The 25169-nt window shown below is 60.6% G+C and carries 28 protein-coding genes; 16 read left to right on the top strand and 12 right to left on the bottom strand.

The annotated features are described in order from the left end of the window. Nucleotides 1-22: 22 nt before the first annotated feature. Genes VI340_RS13050 through VI340_RS13025 form a run of 6 tightly spaced genes read right to left on the bottom strand, consistent with a single transcriptional unit; the run spans nucleotide 23 to nucleotide 5054 of the window. Entirely contained in the window at nucleotides 23-1198 is a 1176-nt protein-coding gene (locus tag VI340_RS13050; RefSeq protein ID WP_336358498.1) for a hypothetical protein, read from the bottom strand. Continuing rightward, a complete protein-coding gene (locus tag VI340_RS13045) occupies nucleotides 1191-1985 on the bottom strand; it encodes a hypothetical protein (RefSeq protein ID WP_336358497.1) in 795 nt (264 codons plus the stop codon). The genes VI340_RS13050 and VI340_RS13045 overlap by 8 nt, the downstream gene beginning before the upstream one ends. After that, the gene (locus VI340_RS13040) at nucleotides 1982-2533 is read right to left on the bottom strand and encodes a hypothetical protein (protein WP_336358496.1); all 552 of its coding nucleotides are present in this window, start codon (nucleotides 2531-2533) and stop codon (nucleotides 1982-1984) included. The genes VI340_RS13045 and VI340_RS13040 overlap by 4 nt, the downstream gene beginning before the upstream one ends. A gap of 6 nt (nucleotides 2534-2539) precedes the next feature. After that, entirely contained in the window at nucleotides 2540-4393 is a 1854-nt protein-coding gene (locus tag VI340_RS13035) for a hypothetical protein (protein ID WP_336358495.1), read from the bottom strand. Continuing rightward, nucleotides 4390-4617, bottom strand: coding sequence for a hypothetical protein (locus tag VI340_RS13030; protein ID WP_336358494.1), 228 nt, complete (start codon nucleotides 4615-4617; stop codon nucleotides 4390-4392). Before VI340_RS13030 ends, VI340_RS13035 begins: the two co-directional genes overlap by 4 nt. Before the next feature lie 5 nt (nucleotides 4618-4622). Continuing rightward, nucleotides 4623-5054, bottom strand: a complete 432-nt coding sequence (locus VI340_RS13025; protein WP_049939178.1) for a hypothetical protein — start codon at nucleotides 5052-5054, stop codon at nucleotides 4623-4625. A 114-nt stretch (nucleotides 5055-5168) separates the two neighbouring features. Between VI340_RS13025 and VI340_RS13020 the strand changes: the two genes are divergently transcribed. The 3 genes from VI340_RS13020 to VI340_RS13010 all read left to right on the top strand — a co-directional run bounded on the left by VI340_RS13020 (nucleotide 5169) and on the right by VI340_RS13010 (nucleotide 8125). Next, the gene (locus VI340_RS13020) at nucleotides 5169-6515 is read left to right on the top strand and encodes an AlbA family DNA-binding domain-containing protein (protein ID WP_336358493.1); all 1347 of its coding nucleotides are present in this window, start codon (nucleotides 5169-5171) and stop codon (nucleotides 6513-6515) included. Nucleotides 6516-6742: 227 nt separating this feature from the next. Further along, nucleotides 6743-6997 carry a DUF7692 domain-containing protein gene (locus VI340_RS13015; protein ID WP_151103846.1) on the top strand — a complete coding sequence of 85 codons (255 nt, stop codon included), beginning with the start codon at nucleotides 6743-6745 and terminating at the stop codon, nucleotides 6995-6997. 48 nt (nucleotides 6998-7045) lie between these two features. Continuing rightward, entirely contained in the window at nucleotides 7046-8125 is a 1080-nt protein-coding gene (locus VI340_RS13010; RefSeq protein WP_336358492.1) for a hypothetical protein, read from the top strand. On the opposite strand, the gene VI340_RS13005 is transcribed toward VI340_RS13010, so the two are convergent. Further along, nucleotides 8126-8485 (bottom strand): nucleotide pyrophosphohydrolase, encoded by a 360-nt coding sequence (locus tag VI340_RS13005; RefSeq protein ID WP_336358491.1) that lies wholly within the window; start codon nucleotides 8483-8485, stop codon nucleotides 8126-8128. Nucleotides 8486-8932: 447 nt separating this feature from the next. Beyond that, a complete protein-coding gene (locus tag VI340_RS13000) occupies nucleotides 8933-9259 on the bottom strand; it encodes a helix-turn-helix domain-containing protein (protein WP_420182064.1) in 327 nt (108 codons plus the stop codon). A 442-nt stretch (nucleotides 9260-9701) separates the two neighbouring features. Between VI340_RS13000 and VI340_RS12995 the strand changes: the two genes are divergently transcribed. Continuing rightward, complete coding sequence (locus VI340_RS12995) at nucleotides 9702-10694, top strand: tyrosine-type recombinase/integrase (RefSeq protein ID WP_336358731.1); 993 nt, start codon at nucleotides 9702-9704, stop codon at nucleotides 10692-10694. Between the two features lie 142 nt (nucleotides 10695-10836). On the opposite strand, the gene nikR is transcribed toward VI340_RS12995, so the two are convergent. Continuing rightward, nucleotides 10837-11247 carry a nickel-responsive transcriptional regulator NikR gene (gene nikR, locus VI340_RS12990; protein WP_008307710.1) on the bottom strand — a complete coding sequence of 137 codons (411 nt, stop codon included), beginning with the start codon at nucleotides 11245-11247 and terminating at the stop codon, nucleotides 10837-10839. A 120-nt stretch (nucleotides 11248-11367) separates the two neighbouring features. On the opposite strand from nikR, the gene VI340_RS12985 reads away from it, so the two are divergent. From VI340_RS12985 to VI340_RS12970, 4 genes are read left to right on the top strand one after another with little or no spacing between them, the layout of a single operon-like run. Further along, nucleotides 11368-12006, top strand: a complete 639-nt coding sequence (locus VI340_RS12985; RefSeq protein ID WP_005537288.1) for an energy-coupling factor ABC transporter permease — start codon at nucleotides 11368-11370, stop codon at nucleotides 12004-12006. Continuing rightward, a complete protein-coding gene (locus VI340_RS12980; RefSeq protein ID WP_008307713.1) occupies nucleotides 12006-12320 on the top strand; it encodes a PDGLE domain-containing protein in 315 nt (104 codons plus the stop codon). The genes VI340_RS12985 and VI340_RS12980 overlap by 1 nt, the downstream gene beginning before the upstream one ends. 3 nt (nucleotides 12321-12323) lie before the next feature. Beyond that, nucleotides 12324-13115, top strand: a complete 792-nt coding sequence (gene cbiQ / locus VI340_RS12975; protein ID WP_336358489.1) for a cobalt ECF transporter T component CbiQ — start codon at nucleotides 12324-12326, stop codon at nucleotides 13113-13115. Then, nucleotides 13112-13924, top strand: coding sequence for an energy-coupling factor ABC transporter ATP-binding protein (locus VI340_RS12970; protein ID WP_336358488.1), 813 nt, complete (start codon nucleotides 13112-13114; stop codon nucleotides 13922-13924). Before cbiQ ends, VI340_RS12970 begins: the two co-directional genes overlap by 4 nt. Nucleotides 13925-13965: 41 nt before the next feature. On the opposite strand, the gene VI340_RS12965 is transcribed toward VI340_RS12970, so the two are convergent. Further along, the gene (locus tag VI340_RS12965) at nucleotides 13966-14493 is read right to left on the bottom strand and encodes a phosphopantetheine adenylyltransferase (RefSeq protein ID WP_008307720.1); all 528 of its coding nucleotides are present in this window, start codon (nucleotides 14491-14493) and stop codon (nucleotides 13966-13968) included. Between the two features lie 137 nt (nucleotides 14494-14630). Between VI340_RS12965 and VI340_RS12960 the strand changes: the two genes are divergently transcribed. The 3 genes from VI340_RS12960 (at nucleotide 14631) to VI340_RS12950 (ending at nucleotide 18095) form a co-directional block, all read left to right on the top strand. Next, on the top strand, nucleotides 14631-15620 hold the full coding sequence (locus VI340_RS12960) for a ring-cleaving dioxygenase (protein ID WP_336358487.1): 990 nt from the start codon (nucleotides 14631-14633) through the stop codon (nucleotides 15618-15620). Nucleotides 15621-15702: 82 nt separating this feature from the next. Then, nucleotides 15703-16074: a hypothetical protein gene (locus VI340_RS12955; protein WP_008307722.1), complete on the top strand. Its 372-nt coding sequence runs from the start codon at nucleotides 15703-15705 to the stop codon at nucleotides 16072-16074. Nucleotides 16075-16334: 260 nt separating this feature from the next. Continuing rightward, nucleotides 16335-18095, top strand: coding sequence for an alpha/beta fold hydrolase (locus VI340_RS12950; protein WP_336358486.1), 1761 nt, complete (start codon nucleotides 16335-16337; stop codon nucleotides 18093-18095). An 82-nt stretch (nucleotides 18096-18177) separates the two neighbouring features. Here the strand turns inward: VI340_RS12950 and VI340_RS12945 are convergent, their stop codons facing one another. Continuing rightward, entirely contained in the window at nucleotides 18178-20460 is a 2283-nt protein-coding gene (locus tag VI340_RS12945) for a nitric-oxide reductase large subunit (RefSeq protein ID WP_008307737.1), read from the bottom strand. A 175-nt stretch (nucleotides 20461-20635) separates the two neighbouring features. Between VI340_RS12945 and VI340_RS12940 the strand changes: the two genes are divergently transcribed. Beyond that, the gene (locus VI340_RS12940; protein WP_336358485.1) at nucleotides 20636-21208 is read left to right on the top strand and encodes a YbhB/YbcL family Raf kinase inhibitor-like protein; all 573 of its coding nucleotides are present in this window, start codon (nucleotides 20636-20638) and stop codon (nucleotides 21206-21208) included. Nucleotides 21209-21405: 197 nt separating this feature from the next. Next, complete coding sequence (locus VI340_RS12935; protein ID WP_004515335.1) at nucleotides 21406-21585, top strand: HVO_0416 family zinc finger protein; 180 nt, start codon at nucleotides 21406-21408, stop codon at nucleotides 21583-21585. Nucleotides 21586-21860: 275 nt separating this feature from the next. Here VI340_RS12935 and VI340_RS12930 read toward each other — a convergent pair whose 3' ends face one another. Then, nucleotides 21861-22355, bottom strand: a complete 495-nt coding sequence (locus VI340_RS12930) for a PadR family transcriptional regulator (protein WP_049942798.1) — start codon at nucleotides 22353-22355, stop codon at nucleotides 21861-21863. Nucleotides 22356-22487: 132 nt separating this feature from the next. On the opposite strand from VI340_RS12930, the gene VI340_RS12925 reads away from it, so the two are divergent. From VI340_RS12925 to VI340_RS12915, 3 genes are all read left to right on the top strand, one after another. Further along, entirely contained in the window at nucleotides 22488-22838 is a 351-nt protein-coding gene (locus VI340_RS12925; protein WP_004515333.1) for an ArsR/SmtB family transcription factor, read from the top strand. Between the two features lie 28 nt (nucleotides 22839-22866). Then, entirely contained in the window at nucleotides 22867-23166 is a 300-nt protein-coding gene (locus VI340_RS12920; RefSeq protein ID WP_008307743.1) for a DUF7521 family protein, read from the top strand. Nucleotides 23167-23247: 81 nt separating this feature from the next. After that, nucleotides 23248-25089, top strand: a complete 1842-nt coding sequence (locus tag VI340_RS12915; protein WP_008307744.1) for a UvrD-helicase domain-containing protein — start codon at nucleotides 23248-23250, stop codon at nucleotides 25087-25089. The last annotated feature ends 80 nt before the right edge of the window (nucleotides 25090-25169 follow it).

Genomic DNA, 25169 nt, shown 5'->3' with positions numbered 1-25169 from the left:
GGTTGCTCGAATCCTGTCGCTGTCATGCGGTTAGCTCCGTCACTTCACCAACTACGTTTCGGTGTTTTCCGTCGTCCTGATACTCGTTCCAGCGCTGTCGGACCCATTCGGTGCTGTAGGGCACGAAATCGGCGATTTCGTGATTTGGTCTGTCCGGTTCAGATTCCTTGGCTGTGATGACAGTGTAGATCGCGAGTTTTCGAGAGAGGTCTTCCGGGTCCACCTCGCCGCTGTCTTCTTCCCCGCTTGACCAGGACCACGTAGTCGGTTCCTTGTCATCGTAGCGCCAGTCCGTCTCGGGGATACCCGACACGGAGAAGATCGGGTTGACGCCCTTCCGGTTCCGCACATCCTCGTAGAAGGTCGCTTCTTTCAGCCCCTCCTTGTGGACACAGACACCGAGTTCCCGAACGAGCGGATGCACGTCGCGGCCGTCGTGACCGATGATGATGAGCGACCCGCCGTATTTCCGGATCTTGTAGGTGAGTGGCCCGAGTTTCGTCTTCGTGTCGTAGCCGTCTTTCCCGCTTCCGCCCGCGTTGCTGCTGGCCTCGTCGAAGATGAACAGCTTCGGGACCTGTTCGTTGTGCATCGGATCGCCATCCTGCTTCAGCCACTCGTTCAGCTCACCGTAGTTCGCCAGCCAGCCGTCGCGGCGGTCGCCGTCCGAGTCGGTCCACTCGTCGGTTTCCTCGAGGGTCCGGATGTTCGATGCGACCAGGGCGTCCGAGGGCTGCTGTTCCTTCCAGAGTTGTCCCAGCAAACAGGCGAAATTCGACTTTCCAGTGCCGGGTTCGGCCCACTCGTAGAACATCGGGGCGGGGCCGGTCATCTGTGCGCGGAGCTGGTCGATGGCTTTGATTCCGGAGATATCGGCCCGCTGGCCGGCGTCTCCGGTGAAGTGCTTGAGTGACTGCATATCGCCATTCGCCATGGCCCGCCGTGCCGTCTCGGTCCCTTCGATGCGGACGATTTCCCGAACGTGCGAGAGGTCCTTGGCTTGACCTGGCATCTTCTCTGGACGGTCACAGTGTCGCGGGTCGTAGTGGGTTTCGAGAATCGAGAGGTAGCGGGATAGCTTCTTATCGCGAACGATTCCGGCGTGTTGGTGTACCTCGTCAGGATCGCGTTGGCCGTAGCCATCCTGATACTCGCGGAACTGTGCAGGCGTGTAGAGGTCGTTTCCGTCGTCAGTCATCGTTTAGTCGTGGGTCCTGCGGTTGCTCGCCGGTCGGTTCGTCTTGCCCATAGCCCACAGCGGCGTCTGCTGTTGGGTCGGGTGCGTCGGTGAGGTCGTGGATGGTGGGTGCGTCTTCGGGATTCTCGCCGTCTTCGATGAGGTCACCGAAGGTCTCCTTGGCCGCTGTCTTCTGGATCATCTGGCCGCGCTCGTTGGCTTCGGCGTCGGCGGTGACGAGCTTCTTTTGCAGTTCGACACTGCCACGACTCCATCGGCCACGGATAGCTGCCAACTCCTCGGCGCGGTCGATGAGCCAGCCGTGGATGTCCTGCATCTGCTTCTTGCTGGTCATTAGCTGGGTGTCCTGACAGCCTTCAAGCCAGACGCCCTCGACGCGGAGCTGGCCGATATCCTCGAGATACTCGTACTCGCGGACGGCCCACGCACTGCCACCGTTGACGGGGTACGGATCGGGGCCGTCGATCTCTTTCTCGCGCCAGAGTTCCGGCGGGACGTAGTACTTCTCGGTGGTGTCCTCGACGGCGTTGACGTGGTGAACTTCGACCCAGTTACGCCGTCGAAGCCAGCGGGCGATCTTCGCACCGACAAGATAGCAGGGGATCGCCAGCACGAGCCAGCCGACAGCGATGGCGGGAATCCACGTCGGCAGGGTCGGCAGCTGTGGCTGGTAGTAGGCGAACAGCACGGCTGCACCGGCGAGCATCCCACCGATAAGTAGCTTGTACTCGGCCAGCAGGTAGACAAGCCGGTCGCGGTTGTTCTGGAAGGTCGGTGCGGGCTTCATGCTACCTCCGGACGGCCATTCTCGCCGCGAATTACGTTGTAGCCGGCGACGATCATCCAGATGAACGCGACAGTTGCTCCGGCGAGCCACGCCTGCAACGACGAGAGCGCACGGAGGATATCGAGCCCGCCACCGGAGGGCTGTTGGACGATTTCGGCGTACAGTGGTGTGTTCGCCGTGGAAATGGCGACACCGACGTAGCCGTCTTTCTCGGTGACGGGAATCTCGACAGTAGCGGTATCGTCCGAGCGCATGGCGACCGTGCGGACGGGAATCTTCCCGCCTTCCTGGAAGCGGCCGGCGTCGGAGATCGTTACGGTCTGGACTCCGCTCGACCGGAGGGTGATGCGAGCGATACCCTCGTCCGGCAGGTACTCTGAGCGGACAATTTCGGTCTGTCCGTCGATACGGGTGGTTTCGGTAGCGTTAGCTGTGGGCTGTGGGCCGGATGTTTCGGCGGGGAGATTGCCCGCGGACTGTGCGGCGGTCGGGGCGCTGACGCAGCCGAGGCTGACCACGAGCAGCGCGACGAAGAAAATGGAACGCATGGGTGGTTAGTTCTGGAGAACGACAATTCCGAGCAGCGTGCCGATCACGGCCAGTGCCACGACGGGCGGAACACTGCCGCCACCGAGCAGGCCACCGCCAGCAGACTGCTGTAGAGCCTTTTCACGAGCTTCAATCTGTGCGCGCCGGTACGCCAGATCCTCGTACTGCTGCTTGAGTTCGGTGACGTTCGTCGTCTCGTAGGTGGTTTTCTGGATGGTGACGTTCTTAGTTGTCTCACCGCTTGTCGTGGTGATTTTGTCGATGGTGAACGTCCCGTCTAACTCTACGATTTGGTCACTGGTGACGACATACTGCGTGCCGCCGATGTTCGCTGTATCGTAGGTCGTTCCGTTCTCGAACTGCCCGCTGGTGGGGTTCTCCTGTGAGAACAGGACGCCCTCGTACTGTTGGCCGCTCTCGGTCGTGACGTTGAAGCTCCCGATCTGGTCGAAGTTGTCGGGGCTGTTCGTCCCTATCAGGGTCAACTGTGCGGCGGCCCATCCTTGGAAGTCATCGCCTGGCGACTGCTGGGACGCCAGCACGTACGGGTCCACGAGGTCGCTATTGTTGATTTCTCCAGACTGGTACTCCGTGTACGTGTTGTCGACCACAGTCTGTATTTGTGAGTTAGCGTCGCTGTGTTGGGTTTGGACAGTGGACAGCATCGTACTGTACTTCCCAACTTTAGCAGTGGTTACGACGCCGTTTTGCTCATCGTAGGTAGCCAGTCCATCAATGGTCGCGCCGAAATTGCCACCGGAGTCAGTGCCTGATTTAGTGCCTTCATCCGGGTAGAGCGTAACAGACGCGCCAGAACCATCGCCACCGTCATCAATCAAGAACTGTAGACCAGTCACCTGAACAGTGCTACCATTGACAAGCGTATACTGCTTCGTCGTGGTTCCCTGTAGCGTGATGGTATCACCGTTGTCTGGGTAGAAACTCGACGTACTGGCAACGTTTGGAGCAACGTTAGCGGACCCGGGGGAGTCCTGCGACTCTTGCCCAGGCACGACACCGCCAGCCTGTAGTCCAGACTCGGACTGTGCGGTATCGTAGCGGTATTTCCAGTCTGCCACCTGCCGGTTCCACTCCGCGATTACGTTGCGCTCTGCGACCGCGTAGTAGTCATCTTGGGCAGTCTTTGCCTCAGTTGTGGCGGCGGACTGGCTACTCCCGTTGTTCAGTGACTTGATGTAGGCGTTTTGACCGACAATGAGCGCCTGCGTTTGAGCGTCCTGTAGTCGGTTATTGACGACTGATTCAGTATTCTCAAACGCCGCTTTATCATTCTGTGCGGCCTGATATAGGTCCGTCTCTACTTGTAGGGCATCCGTTCCTGTCGTGTTGACGGTCGTGGTTCCCGGCTGTGCCGTACAGTCCAGTTGTGTGAAACCAGCATCAAGCGCCTGAGCGATTTTCTCCTTGACACCACACTGTAGGTCTGCATCTCCGCCGGTCCCGCCCAGCATAGTGTAGCCGTCAGGCGTGCCGAGCCGTCCGCCGTGGGTCGAGGTCGTGGGTGTTCCCTCTCCTTCGACGGTCGCGGTAACAGTCTCGTACGCGCCGAGATTAGCCAGCGCCACGCCGTCGGTTGTCGTGGTGTCTACCTCCTCTCTAACGAGCGGCTGGGAACCAGACCCCGGAGTTCCCTGGGTAGAGAACGTCACGGTAACAGTTCCGCTCATATCCGTCGTGTCTACGACTAAGATGTTCTCTCCGCCGTTAAACTCCAACGTGGTAGTGCCCGACTGGGGCGTATCCGTCTCCGTCGACTGTGCCAGCGCGGGACCAACAGCCCCGATGACGGCGGAACAGACGATGAGCGCGGCGAGTAGGACCGAGCGGGCGCGGGTCACTGCTCGCGGCCCCCGTCGGTCTCGACCTGCTCGACGCTGGCGCGAACCTCCTGGTCGTCAGCGCCGGCGGTGTCCTTCTGCTGTGCGTGATGTGCGGCGATCACGCCACCGGCGACGACGGCTGGACTGACGACAGGGAGCGGAGAGCCGATGACAGCCGCGGCAATTGTGGACGCAGAGACGCCGATGACGCCCATAAGCCCATAGCTGAGTATGCGGTCCATCGGATTCACCCCAGGTAGCTGATGACGTAGTAGCCGGCAGCCTCGACGCCCACGACGACAAGGCCGATAGCAGCCGAGCCGACCACGATATCCTGCGCGCCGAGGATGTTCAGCCCGGTGAACAGGACGATGACGAGCGTCCCGAGCGCGAGGTAGGTTTCGACAGTGGCCGAGCCCTTGGCGATCTCGACGAGATCGGTGTCGAGCTGATAGTTCTTGTTACGACTCTCGTTGACGCGGTTGGTGGCGTATGCCATCGCCAAGGCGGCGAGCGACAGGAGAAACGCCAGGTCGATGCTCGTGCCCTGAACGGTGAACACAGACGCGGCGAGGTCATAGCCAAGCAGACTGATTGAAGCGATACCGTTGGTGACGAACGCACTGGCGGTGAAAATCACACCAGCCAGGGCGTCTTCGATGTCTATCTTTCCGAACATGGTTGATCTGGCCGCGAGTGCGGCCATGCCCGCCGGTCTTGGGAGGTTCGGTAAAAGTGAGGTAGTTATTTCATCACCAACTCAAAACATTGTGTCAAGGTCTCTTTCCAAATTATGGATAAACAATCCGCTCTTGACCTAATCAATGAACTTGATGGCGAGGAGTATGACTGGGTAGATAATAAGATAGATTATGATATTGGCGGGATAACAAAATATAAAGTTGAATTTATAAGAGATATTGCCGCGATGGCGAATACGATTACAGATAAGGATTCACATTACATTCTCATTGGAATTGATGGTGACGGCGAATTAGTCGGCATAGATGAAAGCAGAATCGAATATCGCGGAGAGGGACCGAGACACATATTCAGTTACGATGGAGCATCTATCCAACAAACCATAGACAGTAATCTATCTCCATCGCCCAAACTCGCCTGGCACAAATTTGAGCATGAGGCTAAAAAATGGGGCGTTCTTGAAATTACGCCTCTTTCAGATCCCCCTTGTGTAACGGTACAGGACATCTATAACGGTAATGACCGGGTTTTGCATAGAGGGCTGATATATTTACGAAAAGGATCTAGTAAAAGCATTGCTACAAGAGAAGATATTCAGAAAATAATTCAATACCGAATCAGTCAACAGCGGCAGCAAATTCTTGATGGTGTTCACAAAGCTATTGAAATTGGTCCTGAGTGGATCGATCGGCTAAGTGGCGCCCTACCGGAAGACAAGGGTATACCCTTTACTACAGCTGAGGATCCAGCGAGTGCTGATTTGGAACTAACGCAAAGGCTCACTAGAGAGCCAGCCTCATCTCTAGATGAACAACTGAACGAAGATATCGCCCAGTGGAAATACAGAGGTGATGATTTCATCGAGGCAAAACCACTTTGGCAATACTATGCCGAACCAAACTCACTCTCCTTAGACAAAACAGCGGTTACTTTTCTCACAAATAGCTCTTTTAAGAACTACCTTCTGGGCGGCTTCTGGCTGATGGAGGTTGATGAATCAGACTGGGCAGACATCATATTGTCAGAGGCTTTGGGGCATCATCGTGCGGAAAAGGCCGCTTCATTAGCGTTACTCTTAGACGATGACAGTGCTTTCGAATCGCTTATGAATAAAGCTAGAACGAACTCTAAATATGGCTTCTTGTCACAGTGTGAGGGTAAGTTCGGAAATACGATTAATGACCGTGTGAACTTTCTCTTGAAAGACGGACAGTATAATCTTCAACACGACACTTGGCGGAAAGAAATAGCTGTGAAAGATTACTCGCCAAATGAAATACGAGGTTTCGTTCCTGAATTGGGGCGCAATTTAGTTTTAATCCAGGAAGACCTGAAGGAGACTCAGAGACTTAGAGGTCGATTTGAGAAATTCCGAAATGCTCTCTGGGATCTGGAGGTTGTCTATGTGGGGATTATTGCAGGCGGATACAAGCAATAAACAGGATACTTGAGTTCAGACCCACGGGGTTGCAGCTCGAAGATCGTGCTCGACGCGATATGCACACGAGCGGGAACTGCCCGTGTGCATACTCGGAACCAATCGGGTGGGAACGTCGATGTGAGCGTGCTGCGATGGGCATGGGCCGCAGCGGTCTTTATCAGTAATTGGGCTTCGAGTTAGTCGAGAATACCTGTCTTTTGACCTCGTGTTCACGAGCGGGCTGTATGAGAATCCGTGAAGACGGTAAGCACGCGCATCGCACGGACACCATTGAGCAGGCTGCTGAGTTCTGGGACTGTAACAAGACGAAGGCACTCATGCGATCTGCTGAGTTTTCATGGCGAATCGACGAGCGAATCCGAGAGGTATTGGCCCGTGATGATCTGACCGTTCAGCAGAAACGGGAGATCGCCGAAACGCTCGCTGTCCCTAGTACCTATGAGATCACACTCCAAACGGAGATTATCATCGAAAAGTGACGTGAGGGAAAACATAATCACCGCGCAGGGCTACGGCAAGAGACAGAGATGGATGTCGGACTGAACTTTCGGAAGCTCACAGGGCCGATAGAACACTGGTTGACGACGTTCCATCAGGGGTACTGGGGATTTCGTCCAGACAAGAAGGAAGCATGGGAAGAAATCGAGGTTGGAGAGGTCTTTGTTTTTCACGCATCATCGACTGAGTTTCTGGAGACTCCAAGAGGTGCTTTGACCGATGTTAGTACCGGTATCATCGGTCTCGGTCGTGTTGGTGCGAAGAGTACGAAAAATGAACCTGCCTGGTGGGAAGAACTCCATCTCGACGGCAACTATCCGTACCTCATTCACTTCTCTGAGATCTACTGGTTCGGAGACACAGACCAGATTAGAGATGCACCAGTTTCGGAGAAGGACGTCTCCGAAATGGTCGACGACATCCACGCAATCGCTGAGAATATCATCACGTTTGGCGAGATGCGAGAGCGTGCGGGCTATCAGATTCCGGCACAGGGCTCTCCGGGCAACATTAAGTCACCAGAGAAACTGTTCCCGCTGCTCCAAGAGCGTCTGGACGGGAGTCTGGAGCAATCCACACCTGAAGATGACGATGAGTCAGCGTCTGGCAACGAGATCAGAGAACGAAACCGAGAACGAGATATCGATGAAGAAGGGGCCGAGAACAGAGAGGTCACGTACGAGCAGTCGGTCAAGGAAACGATCTCTGGAACGATTGAACATGAGGAGATTCTGGACACGTTTGAAGACTATCTTTCCGACCGTGGCTTCGATGGAGGAGAGACTGAACGAAGCGATCTGATCATGTCCTCTGATGACGACGTGGTCCTTGGCGAAGCGAAGTCGATCCATCCGGGTAACGAGCGTGGCCAGATCAGACGGGCACTCGGTCAGGTGCTGGAGTATCGAAAACGCGATATCTACGATGACGGAGAACTATCGTCTCTATCTGCAACGCTGTGTCTGATTCTCAGTCAGCCGCCGTCGGAAGAATACCTGAGTATTCTCGAATCGGTCGAGTCGGACGGTATCTTCACTTACTGGATCGACAATGGTCGGATTGACGGACCCGACAAATCTATGGCCCGATTGCGAGAGATCACGACGTAGTTACTGCCACTCGTCGAGGTCCGCTGAGATCTCTTCGGCGGTCTCTTCGTCGAAGCGTTCCTCGTTTTCAGCCATTTTCTCTTCGACGGCCTGAGCGAGATCAATATCCAGTTGATTGGCCATTCCGAGCGCGTAGATGACCACGTCGGCAAGTTCGTCGCTGACAGCATCCACGAGGTCGTCGTCCTTCTGTACCTCCTCCGATGCTGGATTGTTGAACCAGAGGAACTCTTCGAGCAATTCGTTCGATTCGATAGAGATGGCCATCGCTAGGTTTTGCGGGGTATGGAAGCGGCTCCAGTCCCGTTGTTCGACAAACTCAGCGTACTCTTGACACAGCTCAGAAATCGTATCGTCCATAGAAATGATATCCAGATTGCCAACTTAATAATGGCTCATCAGTGCGAAGTAACTGTAATCATCTGTCAGATTGGCTGAATCCAAAAAAACAACAGCACAGAGGTATACGGCTAAAAGCCATACTGTCTTCGTCGCACTAACCCCTGAGAACTTTCTTCGCTGACGGCCACGGCTGATTACTGGCATCTAACCGACCTTCCAGATACCGGAGCCCATACCCTGTGATATCGTAGTTCTGGAACTGGCGGGTCAGCGGTTCGATCATCTGTGCGTACGTAAGCATCCGGCAGCGTTCACGCACACGGCCCACAGAGGCACGGAGCGATACCTTCTCGGCAATGTATCGAGGTGATGACCAACCTTCGGCTTTCAGTATTTCGAGAATTCGTTCATCGAGCGGGACCATCCATTTGGCGGGCTTGCGTGACATGATTTAGGGCAACGTCGTCAGCTGTTGATTCCGGGACCGTCAGCCGCATCAGCACCATTTTCTCCGTCGGAAGATCCGCCACCGTTGATGTAGCGTTCTCTTTCAGCGTCGTATTTTTCTTCGAGATATGCTTCTCCTTCATCAGTGAGGACGTAAACCCCATTTCCGAGAGCGCGGAGGAGATCATGTTCGCTAAGTTTCTGTAGTCGACGAGAAACCGTTGACTGGGCAATATGGATCTCATCTCGCTTTGCGAGTTCCGTTGAGGTTCCTGATTCCTCTTCGCGGATTATCTCCAGTATTCGGTCATCCCAGATAGTCATCCAAGATCCTGACTGACGCATTCAATTCCCACAAGAGTATAGACTATCTTATTTCTCACTAACAATTCGAATTAAGGCCACCAATGCATTTATGCATAGCCGGCCTGTTTGTGGATGTGCGAAGCACCTGATTCGGTTGAAGATGACTCTCCTTGGTTCGTGACGAACGGGCGGTCTGGTACACCGCCCGAAAAGGTGGCTTCGCGCTCTGTGTGAGCATGAGCGAATCCACCATTACGGGGTTACAGCCCCGCACGAACACCGAAGCATCGCAATCGAATAGTTCTGACGACGGCAGTTGCGCCACCTGTCGAGCTGACGCTGACGGGATTGATGCACGGACCCTCAAGCCGATCTGTTCAGGCTGTGCGGCCCGCAGCTTTGACGATGGGCGGTCAGTGCGCGGAGGTGAGATGGCGTGAGTAACGATCTCCAACCACTGGAACCGGGCCGAGCCGTCGATATGTACCTCAAGGCCCGACAGGACGAACTGACTGAATCAACGATCCAGTCACAGGAGTACCGGTTAGAAGCCTTCGAGCAGTTCTGCCGCGAAGAGGGTATTGAGAACTTGAACGACCTTTCGGGCCGGGACCTGTACGCCTATCGCGTCTGGCGGCGTGAAGGAAACGGGAAGGGACGCGACGAGATCGAGCCCATAACCCTCCGAGGGCAGCTGGCCACGGTCCGTTCGTTCCTCCGATTCGCTGCTGAGGTGGATGCAGTTCCCGAGGATCTTCGGACGAAGGTCCCACTGCCGACGATCAGCAACGCTGGCGAGGTGAGTGCATCTACGCTCGACCCCGAGCGCGCTGATGTAATTCTCGACTATCTCCAGATGTACAAGTACGCATCAAGGGTCCACGTCATCGCCCTGCTGTTGTGGCATACCGGTGCCCGCATGGGCGCGATTCGTGGACTGGATGTTGATGACTGCGAGCTCGAACAGGACAATCCGGGCATCAAGTTTGTCCATCGCCCACAGACCGATACACCGCTAAAGAACGGGGAGAAGGGTCAGCGCTGGAACGCTATCAGTGATCACGTTGCCAACGTTTTGCAGGACTACATTGATGGTCCGCGTGAACCGGTTTTCGACGAGCATGGGCGTCGGCCGCTCGTTACAACCTCTCAGGGTCGTGCTTCCACGTCGACGTTCCGGACGACGATGTACAGGGTTACCCGACCATGCTGGCGGGGAGCGGAATGCCCGCATGACCGTGACCCGGAGGAGTGTGAAGCTACGTCGAATCGGAAGGCTTCAACGTGTCCTTCCGCTCGGTCACCACACGACGTTCGGAGTGGCAGGGTCACCGCGTATCGGCGTGAGGATGTCCCGCGCCGTGTGGTGTCGGACCGACTGAACGCGAGCGATCAGATTCTCGACAAACATTACGACCGCCGTGGCGAGCGTGAGAAGTCCGAACAGCGCCGCGATTACCTCCCTGAGGTGTAACAATGACTCACCGACTTACTTTTAGTAACCGCATGACGGAACCGCGAAACCGGCAGGGCCCATGTCCACCACTGGCAAAACGGTCTGCAATGCGGTCGGAGTCTCATATTTTCGAGGGGAAGGCGACTCACACGCCCACAACTCACTCGTCCACGACGACGACCTTGACCTGCTGGACACCGCCAATCGCCCGGAGACGGTTGGCTAGCTCCGTGATATTGCCGCCCGCGCCCTCGACGACCAGCGTCTCCATGCAGGTGTCGTGGGAGAGGTGAATATGCTGGACGGACGTGATGATGTCGGCCATCTCGTGTTGGACCGTCTGAAGCTCGTCTGCGATGCCCGAGACGTGGTGGTCGTGGACGATGACGATGGTTCCGTGGTGGTGTTTTTCGTCACCGGACTCCCACTCGTAGGTCGCAAAGAAGTCACGTAGCGAGTCACGAATGGCTTCCGACCGGCTCGCGTACTCCCAGTCGTCGACGATACCGTCGAGTCGGTCGACCATCGACGAGGGGAGTGTCAGGCTGATCCGGTCGAGGTCCTCACTCATGTGTGTCGATAGAGAGGGGCTCGCATATGGATATCCGGGCTTCGGTAATACTCACTCGTCGGCAGTAATACTGCCCGATGAAAAAGTATTATTACCGCGCCGGGGCCAGACCCGGGTAGCATGCACATTCCCGACGGGTATATCGATCTACCGCTTGCGTTGCTGTTCGGTGCGCTTGCGGTCGTCGTTCTGAGCGTCGCTGCCAAGCGTGTCAACGGTGAGATTTCCGATGCGCGCGCGCCGCTGCTCGGTGTCGTCGCAGCGAGTATCTTCGCCGCACAGATGCTTGACTGGCCAATTCCCGGGGGCACCAGCGCCCACTTCGTCGGGGGCGCGTTCGCGGCGATTCTCCTCGGTCCGCATCTGGGCGCGCTCTGTGTCGCGACTGTCGTCACGATTCAGGCGCTCGTCTTCGGTGACGGCGGGCTCGTGGTGCTTGGCGCGAACGTGTTCAACATGGCTGTCGTCGAGGTGTACGTCGGCTACGCCATCTATCGCCTGCTCGTTCCATACGGCGAGTTCCGCGCGGCCTTCGTCGCGGGGTGGCTGGGAATTACGGCCGGCGCGCTGACCGCCGCGCTCCAGCTCGGCCTCTCCTCTGCGTTCCAGTACCAGTTGCTGACGACGCTGTCGATAATGGGCGTCGGGCATCTCGTGTTGGGCCTGATCGAGGGGGCCATCACCGCCTCGGTTTACCGTTATCTGGCCCGCGCTCGCCCCGACCTGCGACCGAACGCCGCCCCGGAGGTGAGTGCGTGATGGCCTGGAATCGCCCCGACTGGCTACCCCGTGCCCTCGCCGCGTTGCTGGTCCTGACGCTGCTCGCACCGGCGTTCGGGTGGGCGGCCGGGCAGGTCGGCTACGCCGAACCGCTCGAAAACGCCGCCGAGGCGACCGATGCGACGGAACACGCCACCGCCGTCGGTACCGCGCTGTTCCCGGACTACGGCGTCCCCGGCCTCGGCGGCGCGACCGGGACGTTCGTGTCGGCCGTCGTCGGGACGGCGCTGACGCTCCTCCTCGGTGCCGGCATCGGTCGCCTGCTCGGGGCGGATACCGACCAGCGACAGTAGCACATGGCCGGCAGAGACCTGCTCGACCGGACCGTCGCAGCCATCGCGGCCAGCGCCCAGTGGTTTCTGCTCGCAGAGGACCTGCCGGACCGGGACGGGTTTCTGCAGGCCGTCACGCCGACGGTCAAGCTCGTCGGCATCGTCGCGCTCGTCGCCCTTACCGTGACACAGCGGACGCTGGCAGTCGTCAGCGCGCTCGCCCTACTCGCTTCGGTGCTTGCGGCCATTTCTCGGATACCTATCCGTACGTTCCTGGGGCGGCTGACCGGCCCGCCGGCGTTCGCGTTCGTCGTTGTCGCCCCCCAGGCGTTCTTGATGGGCGGCCCCTCGCTGGGGTCGCTCCCGCTCTCGGCCGCCGGCGTCGACTACGTACTCACGTTCGCCGTTCGCGTAACCGCGTGTGTCGGCTTCCTGTCCGTGTTACTGTTGACGACCCGCTTCGCCGATCTGCTGGCGGCGTTTCGCCGGCTCCGGGTCCCGTCGATTGCCGTCTCGCTGCTCGGAATCACGTACCGCTATCTGCTCCTCTTTTTCGCCGAGCTCGAACGCATGGTCCGGGCTCGCCGGAGTCGAACCATCGCCGAGCCGAGTCTCCGCCGGAACTGGCGCGATTCGGGGAACTTCGTGGGCTCGTTTCTCGTCCGCAGTCTGGAACGCGGCGAGCGGGTCCAGCGGGCCGCTCGCGCCCGCGGCGGCACCGGCTCGACCCCGACACGGCCCCGGGAACCGCTCGGGCGGGCCGACCTCGCCTTCGGACTGGTCGTCGCACTCGCTGTCGTGGTGGTGGTCGCGTGACTGCCATCGAGGCGACTGCCCTTCGATACGCCTACCCCGATGGGACGCTGGCCGTCGACGGCGTCGACGTGTCCATCGAGCGCGGCGACCGCGTAGCGCTGCTCGGCCCGAACGGGGCCGGCAAGTCGACGGTGCTGGAACTGCTGGGCGGCCTGGTCGACCCCGATGGCGGGCGGGTCCGGTACTTCGGCGAGACGGCCGACGCCGACACAGTTCGCAGTCGCCTGAGCGTCCTCACGCAGAACCCGGCGGACTACCTGTTCAACCCGACCGTCCGCGAGGACCTCGCCTACGGGCCGGCCCAGCTCGACTGCGACCGCGCGGAAGTCGACCGCCGCGTCGAGCGAGTCGCGGACCGGCTCGACCTCGACGGCCTCCTGTCGAAACCGCCGTTCCGGCTCAGCGGCGGTGAACAGCGCCGGGCTGCTCTCGCCAGCGCGCTCACCGTCGAACCGGACGTACTGTTGCTTGATGAACCGGTGAGCAACGTCGACGCCGCGAACCGGGAAACGGTCCTCGACCTGCTCGACGAACTCGCGGCCGACGGCGTCACGCTCGTCGTCTCGACGCCGGACACCGAACTCGTCCCACACGTCGCGGACCGAGTCCTGTTGCTCGACGATACCGGCACGATTGCCGCGAAGGGGCCCACCCGCCGCATCCTGACCGATACTGACCTGCTGCGGGACTGTGACCTGCGCCCGCCACAGGTCGTCAGACTGTTCGAGGGCCGAACGGAGGACGTGCCACTGACTGTCGACGGGGCCGCCGAACTGTTGGACACAGGCAGTCCGGATACCGTGGAGTGACAGTCTGACGCACAGAGATACTGTGGCACTTCACCCGTCTCTCACTCTGACGCGTCGAGCAAGCGGCCGTGTACATCGATTTCACCGTTCCGAATCCGGGTGCTGCTGATCCGCGTGCCGTCTTCGGCGACGACGAACGGCGGCGTGTGGATTTCCAGCGGGTGGAGCCCCGCGTCCCGCCGCTGCTGATTGAGTTCGTAGGCGCGGCGCTGTGCCTTCGCCTCCGGCGACGCGACGAGCGCATCCACGTCCGCCCGCGTCGCGGCTGGTCCCTGCGTGTCCTCTAATTGGAGAATCTCGTAGGTGGCGGTGTATGACTCGCCTAACTGGCCCAACTCGGCATCGAGCGCGGCATGGCGGTCGTCGTACGCACCCAACTGCTCCGCGTGTGCCGGGTCGCTACGCGTCTCTGTCGCCAGTTCGGAACTCGTCAGACCGACGATGACGTGGCCGTCGCCACTTCCGTCGTGGCTTGCGGTCTGGAACGCCTTGTGTAGGAGCGCCCGGTGGCCGTTGTGAATCGGTGTGAAGGTCCCGCCGAGAATCGCTGTCCGGTCCGCGTCTGCCATACGCGAATGTCCCACCAGTGTCATATATAACTGCTGTCCGTCGCATGACTCGCCAGTGCCAACGGTTGCCACCGACTGTACCCCGGTAACACTCGCGTCAGCAGTCACTCAAGTAGTTCCGGCACGTATTGCTCCCAATGACCGAAGCCACCCCTACTCCGGGCATCCACCACGTCACATGCATCGCGAGCGATCCCCAGCAGAACATGGACTTCTGGGTCGAAACGCTCGGGCTCAGGCTCGTCAAGCGCTCGATCAACCAGGACGACCCCAGTACGTACCACTTCTTCTTCGCCGACGCCGCGGGGAACCCCGGGACGAGCATGACGTTCTTCCCGTGGGAGGACCACGCACAGGGGAAGGTCGGCTCCGGACAGGTCTCACGCACCGCGTTCCGCGTGCCCGAGGGGAGCCTCGACTACTGGGAGGACCGCTTCGACGAGTACGGCGTCGACTACGACGACCGTGTCGAGCGGTTCGGCGAGACTGTCCTCCCGTTCCGTGACCCGGACGGGCTCCCGGTCGAACTGGTCGAAGTCGAGATTCCCGACGACGACCCGACCGAGCCGTGGACGGAGTTCGTTTCCGAAGACGCCGCCATCCGTGGCTTCCACTCGGTGACGCTCTGGCTCGCTGACCCCGAACCGACGGAGGACCTGCTCCAGAAGATGGGCTTCGAGGAAGTCGGCACCGAGCAGGCACAGGGCGATACGCCCGGCGACGAGCGGACCCGCTACGCCGCGACGGGGTCTGTCGGGAAGTACGTCGACGTGTTGCCGACTATCGAGGGCGGCCGGCAGGGCCACGGCACGGTCCACCACGTCGCCTTCCAGACGCCGACCGACGAGGACCAGCAGTCGATGCGCGAGGCCGTTCGCGGTGCGGGACTGCGCCCCACGTCACAGATCGACCGCCACTGGTTCCGCTCGGTCTACTTCCGGGAGTTCGGCGGCGTGCTGTTCGAACTCGCCACGAGCGGCCCCGGGTACGACAGCGACGAACCGCTTGACGACCTCGGTGGCCGGCTGGTGCTGCCCGGGAAGTTCGAGGGCCGACGCGAGGAAATCGAGGCGGGGCTCACGGACGTGACGATTCCCCGGCCAGCGGCCGCCGAAGCCGACGACTAACGCCACCGAACCGACCGGTATCCGCTTCATTCTTCCTGTTAGCCTGTGAGTAAATATGAGTGTCCGGACTGTTCCGTGTCACATGTCCACAGAGGGGCAGGAGTACGTTATCGCACCGTGGGGTGAGTGCGAGTGTGAGACGACCGATATCACGGTCGATCTGCCGTCCCGGGAGCTCGCGGCCCAGCTGGAAGTCCCGACAGGCGTGCTAGACCGCATGGCACAGCTCGGCGACGAGCACGACATCCCGGTGACGCAGGCGCTCGGGGAGCGGCTGGAAATCAACCGGGCGCGGGTGTCGCTCTGTGCCGCGAAGTCGGTCGACGACGTGGCCGCCGTCCAGCAGCACCTCACAGACGCCCGCGAGTACCTGTCGGGCGTCGAAGCGCTCGATACGGCTGATCTCGAAGCTGACATCGAACACCTCTGGACCAACGAACTCGGCGGCGCGTAACCTCGTCCATGGGGCGAGTAATTGAAACAGAAGTGGCTATTTGTGACCGTAGATGCCCGATAAACCGGTTTATTGATAACGCCGAATAATTGGTAATGAAGTGGGAATCGGAGCACTGTCCAGTACGCGTGTGGAATCTGTCCCCCATTTCAACGGGTTAGAATACCGTTTTCAGCGCCGCTCCCAATTCTTTACCGTTGGCTTAGAGTTTACAGTAAGTTTAATTCACTGAGTGTCTCACCTGCGTCCGTGGTATTATCATGAACGATGATAGACGACTGTGGTTCGTAGCTGCAGTGTCGCTACTCCTGATATTCAGCGGGAGCGGGCTCGCATGGACAGTACAAACAGACGCCGGTTCCGTCGAGGTTCGCGACGTGAAGTTCTCCGGGACCAACGGGACGATGATGAGCGGGACGCTGTACATCCCTGAGGAGGCGAGCAGCGCTTCCCCACAGCCGGGGGTGTTAGCCGTTCACGGCTACATCAACTCGAAGGAGACACAGTCGCCGTTCGCTATCGAGTACGCAAGGCGAGGTTTCGTGGTCCTCGCCATCGACCAGACGGGTCACGGTTACTCGGACGCGCCGGCGTTCAACAACGGCTACGGCGGCCCTGACAGCCTCGAATACCTCCGGTCGCTGGACTACGTCGACAACGAAAACATCGGCCTCGAAGGGCACTCGATGGGCGGCTGGACCGTCGTCACGGCGGCCGCGGCCCACCCGGACGGGTACGAATCGATGGTCATCGAGGGGTCATCGACTGGGTCGAACCGCGCCCCCGAAGGCACCGATTCGTTCCCACGGAACCTCGCCGTCGTGTTCAGCGAGTACGACGAGTTCTCCCCGGTGATGTGGGGGACAGCGAGTGCGTCCGACGTTGAGCAGAGCGACAAACTCCAGACGGTGTTCGGCACGGACAGCGCCGTCGAGGAGGGGCGTACCTACGGCAGTGTCGAGGACGGGACCGCACGGCAACTGTACACACCGGCGACGACCCACCCCGGCGACCACTTCTCCACCGCAGCCATCGGCGCGTCCATCGAGTGGCTCCAGCTAACGCTCGAAGGCGAAGACGAGATGGACCCGAGCAACCAGGTCTGGTACTGGAAATCGCTTGGGACCTTTGTCGCCCTCATCGGCGGTGTGCTGTCGCTGTTCCCGGTCGGCGGTCTGCTCATCGACCGGGCACCGACCGACAGGCTCCGACGGGAGTACCCCGACGGGAAGGGGATGACCGGCGTGAAACGCTACGGGGCGTCGCTGCTCGCCGCGGCGATACCGATTGTGACGTACTTCCCGTTGCAAGACGTTGCACCGGCGATTGTCGGCCTCAGCTGGCTGTTCCCACAGCAGATCAACAACGGCGTGATCGTCTGGGCGCTGGGGAACGCGGTCATCACCGCGGTGCTGTTCGCGGTGTGGCACTACACGAGCAACGCTGACGACCCGTCGGTGTCGCTGGCGAACTACGGCCTTGACACGGGCGATGGTGCACGAACGCTCGGCATCTCGGTCCTGGCCGGCGTCGGCACCGTCGCCGTGCTGTACCTGCTGGAAGCCGTCGTGGCGTTCCTGTTCCAGACCGACTTCCGCATCTGGGTGTTCGCCATCAAACTCCTGTCCCCGGCGCAGTTCCGGATCAGCTTCTCGTATCTCCTGCCGCTGTTTGCCTTCTTCGTCGTCCTCGGTGCGCTCCTGCACGGTCAACTCCGTCCCGAGGGCGAGTCCCGGTCGCTCCGCCGCGCGATGGCGACGAACTGGCTCATCGTCGTCGGTGGGTTCGTCGTGCTGCTGGCGGTTCAGTACATCCCACTGCTGACCGGCCAGCCCCTGCCGCTTGGCCACCCGCTGCTGACAATCCTGGCGCTGCAGTTCGTCGCCCTGCTCAGCATCGTGGCCTTCGTCAGCACTTACTTCTTCAGGAAGACGGGTCGGGTCTGGGTCGGCGCGACGATCAACGCCGTCCTCGTGACGTGGGTCATCGTCGCCGGGACGGCGACGCAGTTCCCCGTCTAGATCCGTCAGTTCACTCTCTTCTCGTTGCTGTCGGCGAGCCGTGTTTCGGCTGTAATGACCACAGCCGGAGACCGGCGGTGACTCAGTCGTCGCTCATGACGCCCTCCGCGACGGCCATGTCCTCGACCGTAGGGTCGTCTTCGGACCTCCGGAGGACGAACCGCTTGCGGATCAGGTCGGCCGCGTAGATGGCCGTCCCGAGGATAATGAGCGTGTCACCGGGGAGCCGCGCCCAGAACAGCGTCTGGACGAGCGGCTGGTTGTAGAACGCCACGCTCCGGGCCGCGGCGTAGCTCCCGGTGAACGCCGCCTCCAGTTGGAGGAAGCCCACCGGCAGCACGGAGACGAACACCATCAGCGCCAGGCCGACGTTCCAGCACCAGAACGCCGCCCGGAGCCAGGAGCCGTCCCAGCGGCCGGGCTTGATGGCGAGCTGAAGCATGTAGGTGACCATCCCCAGCGCGAGGAAGCCGAAGGCCCCGAACATCGCGGCGTGGGCGTGGCCGACCGTGAGGTAGGTGCCGTGCTCGTAGTAGTTGATGAGCGGGAGGTTGATGAAGAAGCCGAGCACGCCGGCCCCGACGAAGTTCCAGACCCCGCTGGCGATGATGAACATGAACGGGAGCTTGTAGGGGAACCCGCCGGTTTCCGACATGGCCCGGTACTGGCCCAGCGCCTCGTAGAGGATGAACACCAGCGGGAGCAGTTCCAGCGTCGAGAACACGCTCCCGATGGGGACCCACATGTCGGGCATACCGACCCACCAGTAGTGGTGAGAGACCCCGATAACACCCGTGCTCATCACCAGCAACGCCTGGAGCATGACCGCCTTCTCGGCGCTGCGGCGGCTGAGAAGGTTCATCGACACCAGCGTCAGCCCGATGATGGCGACGATGAAGAACTCGAAGGCCCCTTCGACCCACATGTGGACGACCCACCAGCGCCAGAACTCCGTGACGGCGATGTTGGTCTCCGGGGTGAAGAAGAACCCGGCGGTAAACAGCAGTGCAATCGAGCCGCCGGCGTACAGAATCATGTGGGCGAGGCCGAACACCGGCTCTCGGTCCAGCAGCGGTTTCAGGCCCCGAATCGAGAGGACGGCCCACAGACCGAATCCGGCGAGCAGTCCGACCTGCCAGACTTTCCCGACTTCGAGGTACTCTAGCCCTTCGTTGCCGAACAGCCACCAGAGGTCGCCGAAGTAGCCGTGCGAGCCGAGCCAGATGCCGCCGAGGCCGCCGACGGTGACGACGACGATGGCCCCGAGCAGCACGTTGATGTACGTCGACTGGCGTTTGGGCTCGTGGCCGGTCAACAGCGGCGGCAGGAACAGCCCGGCACCGAGCCACGTCGCGGCGATCCAGAGGATGCCGAGATCGATGTGCCAGGTCTTCGCCATCGCGAAAGGCAGTAACTGGAGGATGTGGACGCCGAATATTTCCTCGATGCCGAAGAACCCTGCCCGTTCGATGTAGAAGTGGGCGAGTAATCCACCGAGTAACACCTGCGCGAGGAACAGCCCGGCGGCGACCGGGATGAACCGCAGGGCGGCCCGCTGGCTGGGGAAGATGCTCACGTCGCCCGGCTCGGGAACCGAGAGGTCGCCGGCGGACGGTTCCGGGAGGCTGACGGACTGGTACAGCCAGATGCCGCCACCGGCGGCGGCGACGAGCAGCACCATCGCGATGACGCTCCAGGTCATCGCCGCGCCGGTCGCGTCGTTACCGGCGGCTGGCTCGTATGGCCAGTCGTTCGTGTAGGAGTGCTCACCGCCAGGTCGGTCGGTGTGGGAGAACCACGCCGTCCACATGGCGAAGTCGGCGAACTGCCGGGCGTCGGCTTCGGAGTCGATCATCCCCTCGGGGATGCCCCGTTCGTGGCTGCCCTCGTGGTACCGCTCGACGTACTCTTGACGGACCTGCTCGTGGGCGTACAGCTCCGCGGCGGAGTACTCGATGTTCCCGCCGGTGTACTCCCCACTGAGGTCCTGTTTCACGTCGTCATCGACGGCGGCCTGTTCGGCCGTCGACAGCGAGTCGTACTCGGTCCCGTAGCGCTCCTCGGCGTAGTACGTCCGCATATGCTGGGTTTTCAACTCCAGCGAGTCGGCGGTGTAGTCCGCGCCGTAGTACGCGCCGTTCCCGAGAATCGACCCGTGGTTCATCAGTCCGTTCTTCTGGAACGCCTTCTTCCCGTCGCGGATGTCCTCACCCGTGACGAGCGTCTCGCCGTCGGGTCCGACAACTTGCTCCGGGATGGGTGGCGCTTCCTGATACGCGATCCACGCGCCAGCCCCCATGACGACGAGGTTGAAGACGAACGCGGCGGCGATCACCTTCGCGATCGTTTTGCGTTTGAGTTCCATATGGTTGGAACTCCAGTACCCCAAAATAAGAAGGGGGTAAGACGTTCTCAGTCGCTGGCGACGGGCGGGAACATGTTCGCCCTGATAGGGACCAGTGGTGTCCCCTCCCCGGATTTGATGTGGTACATGGCGGGGTATCACAAGGCAGATTACGACCTATCCCTCCCACTCTGGTATGCGCCGTCGCCACTTCGTCCAGACGCTCGGGGCGTCAGCACTGGTCGGGAGCGCGGGCTGTACCGGGCAGTCGGACGACACAGCACCGGCTTTCGAAGTATCGAGCCCCGCGTTCAGTTCCGGGGACGAGCTTCCCGCCCGGTTCACCTGTGACAGCGACGGCGTTTCGCCGCCGTTCGTCATCGAGCGCGTCCCGGAACCGACGGCAGCACTCGCCGTCACAGCCGAGTATGACGGAGGCGTGTTTAGCCAGCCGGTGTTCTGGACGCTGTGGAACGTCCCACCAGAGACGGAACGGATTCCGGCCGGCCTCCATCGCGAGCCGACCCTCGACATGCTCGGCGGCGCTCGACAGGGAACACAGCCCCCCAACGAGCCGGGGTACGAACCGCCGTGTCCGCCAGCCGGCCAGCCGTACGAACACCGGTTTCAGGTGTTCGCACTTGGCGAGAAGCTGTCTCTCGAAGGTGGGACAGAGCAGGAACAGGCGTCAGAGGCCATCGCGAACGCGCTCATCGCAAGCACCCGTATCACTGTTGACTACACCCACCCGGCTGCGACCGACAGCTAACGGGTGGTACCGGACACAACCGGGCCAGCGCACCGTCTGAACGACTGCTCATCTGATGTTGTCTCCTGGTTGTACGGCTCCTGAGTGGCACGGCTCGCTGTGACTGACCGTCTCGTCGCGCATGGTGCGTCGTTACTTATGGCAATGTTTCACAATACCATTAAACCTATATACTGATGTGATATACCATAGCATGTATGGCGTCCGCACCGAGTAGTGACGATATGTTCGACGAGTTCCTCTCCCAGCGTGGCCACGACGTGGACCAGAGTGGTTGGGAAGAGAGCTATAACAAGAAGCAGTGCCCCGATTGCGGCGGCCTTCACGAGTCGACAGCGGCACAGTGCTCGGTGTGTGGCTGGACACCGGTACGGTAAGGATACTCCCTTTTCATCCCTTCCGCCTTCATCCGGTAGCGGTGGTACTGACCCGCAGAACCGACAGTTCGCTCTCTGCCAGGATGAGCCTCCCTACGTCTCGTGTCGGGACAGCAACGGCTCAAGCAGTCGGGACTGTTTCACGTTGCGCAGAAAGGAAGTGGGGAGTCTTTGTGTGGCCAGCCGACGGTTGGGGGTGGTGTGTCGGCGGGCCGACCGGTTCGTAGCCGACGATTGGGGGGTCGTGTGTCGGCGAGTGGACCGGTTTGTGGTGGTTACAGCGCATCGAGCGACGCATGGAGGAACAGCCCGAGCGCGAGATGTTGGTACGCGGACGTTGCGATCTGCTCTTTCGCAGCCGCATCGTCCGCGATTCCGTACTGCTTCGTCTGGACGAGTTCGTGCATCTGGAGCGTGCCATCCGCTTCTAACTCGTGTAGCCGGGGGTACACTGTCCCCGGACTCAGTTCGGCACCGAACTGGGCTTCCAGTTCCTCCATCAGTCCGGTCCCGTGGGTGCCACCATCGGCGACTGCGATCATCGCCAGTAGGAGCTCTTCCAGACTCTGTGTGACCAGGCCGTCATCGACCGCGATATCGCCGCCGACGACGTCGTCAATGACCGGATCCAACGACTCCGTGATGGCGTCACGACTGGGTGGGTCATGCGATTCCGGGCGCTCTGTCTCGCCGAGAGGGGTCACTCGCTCATCGGCGTTCTGGCCCTGCATCTTACCCGTCGTCACGCGACGGAGGTTGTCTCCGGACATCGTCTCACCTGAACGCAATCCGCAATGAGTGCTACAGTGGCTATCATCATATAAACGGGGCAGTGTTTTCTGAACGTGAAACCACCACAGTGCTCGAAAACGCTTATATAATATGACGCGAATCTTGGTGTAGTGGCTGAGGAACAGAGCATCGAGGAGATTCTCGATACGATCGGCGACCAGCACGCGCGCCGTGTACTCGCCGCAATCAGTCGGGAACCGCAGTCGGCGAAGGAACTCGCAGAGGAGTGTGACCTCTCGCTGCCGACGGTGTATCGACGTATCGAACTGCTCGACGAGTACGACCTCGTCACCGACCGAACGCTCGTCGCCGAGGACGGAAACCACTACAAGGTGTACGAGTCCAACTTCGAGTCGACGGTCATTTCGCTCGAAGACGAGGAGTACAAAGTACGCATCTACCGGGAGGAGAACCTCCCGGACCGGTTCAGTCAGCTCTGGGACGAGCTGAACCCGGAATGAATTCACTCTCCAGCGGAGGCGTGACTGCATGACGACCGGCGTGGCTATCGCACGCGGCGCGCTCATCCTGATGCGGATGGTGGTGTTCGGGCTGACGCTCGGGATCACCCTGATTAGCTTTCAGGCCTACCGGAAACGCCCGTCAGAACGCCTCCAGTACGCGTTCGTTGGCTTTGCGTTCATCAGTATGGGCGTCGCTATCTCCAGTGTCATCACGCAACTGAGCGCCGGCGAGACCGGTGCCATCGTTCGCGTGTTCTTCCAGATGGCGGAGACGATCCCGTTCATCATCGGGTTCGCGATGCTGTACGTGTCGCTGTACCGATGAGAAATCCGTTCGGGTGCGCCTGTCAGTTGTCGTCCCCGTAAAGCACGTTGTTTATTTGGCCGCGGTCCCACTACATGTTCAATGACTGATTCGACCACCGAGGTTGTCCGCCTGTTCGGTGGGCCCGGTAGCGGGAAGACGACGGCGCTGCTCGACCGCGTCGACGAACTGCTGGAAGACGACGACGTCGATTTCCGTGACGTACTGGTTGTCTCGTACACGCGTGCGGCGGCCGCCGAGATCCGTGAGCGACTCGCGGACCGACTCGGCCTGTCCCCTCGCGCCCTCCGCGGGAACGTCTGTACGATGCACGCGAAGGCGTACGAACTGCTGAACCTCTCCCGCGGCGACGTCGTCGGCGAGGACGACAAGGAGGCCTTCTGCGAGGAGTTCGGCATCGACTACGAGGACGAGTACGAAGGGTCCCGGCGTCGGTCGGCCCGCTCGACCACCCTCGGGAACAAGATCATCGCGACGAGCCAGTGGCTCCAGCGGACCCGCCGCGACGTGGCCGACTGGTACGACGTGCCCTTCAAGTGGGACGACGAGGAGGTCCGACTCCCGCCGGAGATCGACGACAACGCCCAGACCGGCAACAAGTACACGCCGACGTGGCCGACCGACGACGACCGCGTGGACGTGCCCGCCGCCATCCGCGGCTGGCGCACCTACAAGGGCGAAAACGACTTGACGGGCTTCGCCGACATGCTCGAACGGGTCGCCCAGCGCTCGCTGCTCCCCAACGTCGACTACCTCATCATCGACGAGTTTCAGGATATCACGACGCTACAGTACGACGTCTACGACGAGTGGAAACCCCACATGGAGCGGGTGCTCATCGCCGGCGACGACGACCAGGTCGTCTACGCCTGGCAGGGCGCGGACCCGGACCTCCTGCTCGAAGAAGTCGTCACTCAGGACGAGGTGCTGCCCAACTCCTATCGGCTCCCCTCGCGCATCCTGAACGTCGTCAACCGCGAGGTCCGCCACATCGAGAAACGCCAGGAGAAGGACCTCAATCCGCGCAAGGAGGGCGGCCGCGTCGAGGCGGTCCAGAACCCCTCGATGTTCGACCTCTCCCGGAACGTCACGCGGACCATCGAGCAGTCCGACGAGACGGTGATGGTGCTGTTCCGGGCTCGCTACCAGATGTTCCAGTTCATCGACGAGTTCATCGACAACGGGATCCCCTTCTCCTGTCTCACCGACCAGCGGATGTGGACTGACCGGCTCACCCAGTACGTCAACGGGCTCGAAGCCGTCGAAGCCGACGAACCGCTCACGGTGCTCGAAGCGCGCCGGCTCGCCGATATGCTCGTCGACTCCGCCTTCGGCACGGGCGAACGTGACGAACTCTTCGACGCGCTCGAAGAGATCGACGAGTCCCACGAGGACGAAGACATCGCCGACATCGAGATCAAACCCGACGTGGTCCGGGAGCACGTTCCGTTCCTCCCCGACGCGGCCTCTGCGGGCGATATGCTCCGGAAGGTGACCAACTTCCAGGAGCGGACCGTCGACGCGTACTTCACCGGCGATTACACCGGGATGGACGCCGACCGCGTCCGCGTGGGGACGATCCACTCCGCCAAAGGTCGCGAGGCCGACCATGTGTTCGTCGCGACCGACCTCACCGAGAAAGTCGTCGAGCAGATGGCCGCGACTGTCGACCAGCAGGGTATCGAGGTACCCGGAATGGACGAGTTTACGAAACACACAAGTCCCGTCCCGACGCTGACCGACAACGAACGGCGCGTGTTCTACGTCGGGATGTCCCGGGCTCGCGAGCGACTCGTCCTGCTCGAGAACCTCGTCGACGGCGCGCCGACGCTCCCTATCGACGTCTTGCTGGAAAACGAGCCAAGCGACCGCTCCATCGAGCAACTGCTCGACGACGCCAGCGAGACCATCGCGGCCGACTGAAGCCGCCGATTTCCTTCCTCGTCGATGATTCCACCTTCCAGGTAGTACCTCGTCTCGTCGCGCTCGACGTGGCGTTCGAG

The organism is Haloarcula sp. CGMCC 1.6347, from assembly GCF_037078395.1.
Lineage (GTDB): Archaea > Halobacteriota > Halobacteria > Halobacteriales > Haloarculaceae > Haloarcula > Haloarcula amylolytica.
Note: the sequence above shows the minus strand (reverse complement) of the source record. Positions and strands in the feature narration are given on the sequence as shown.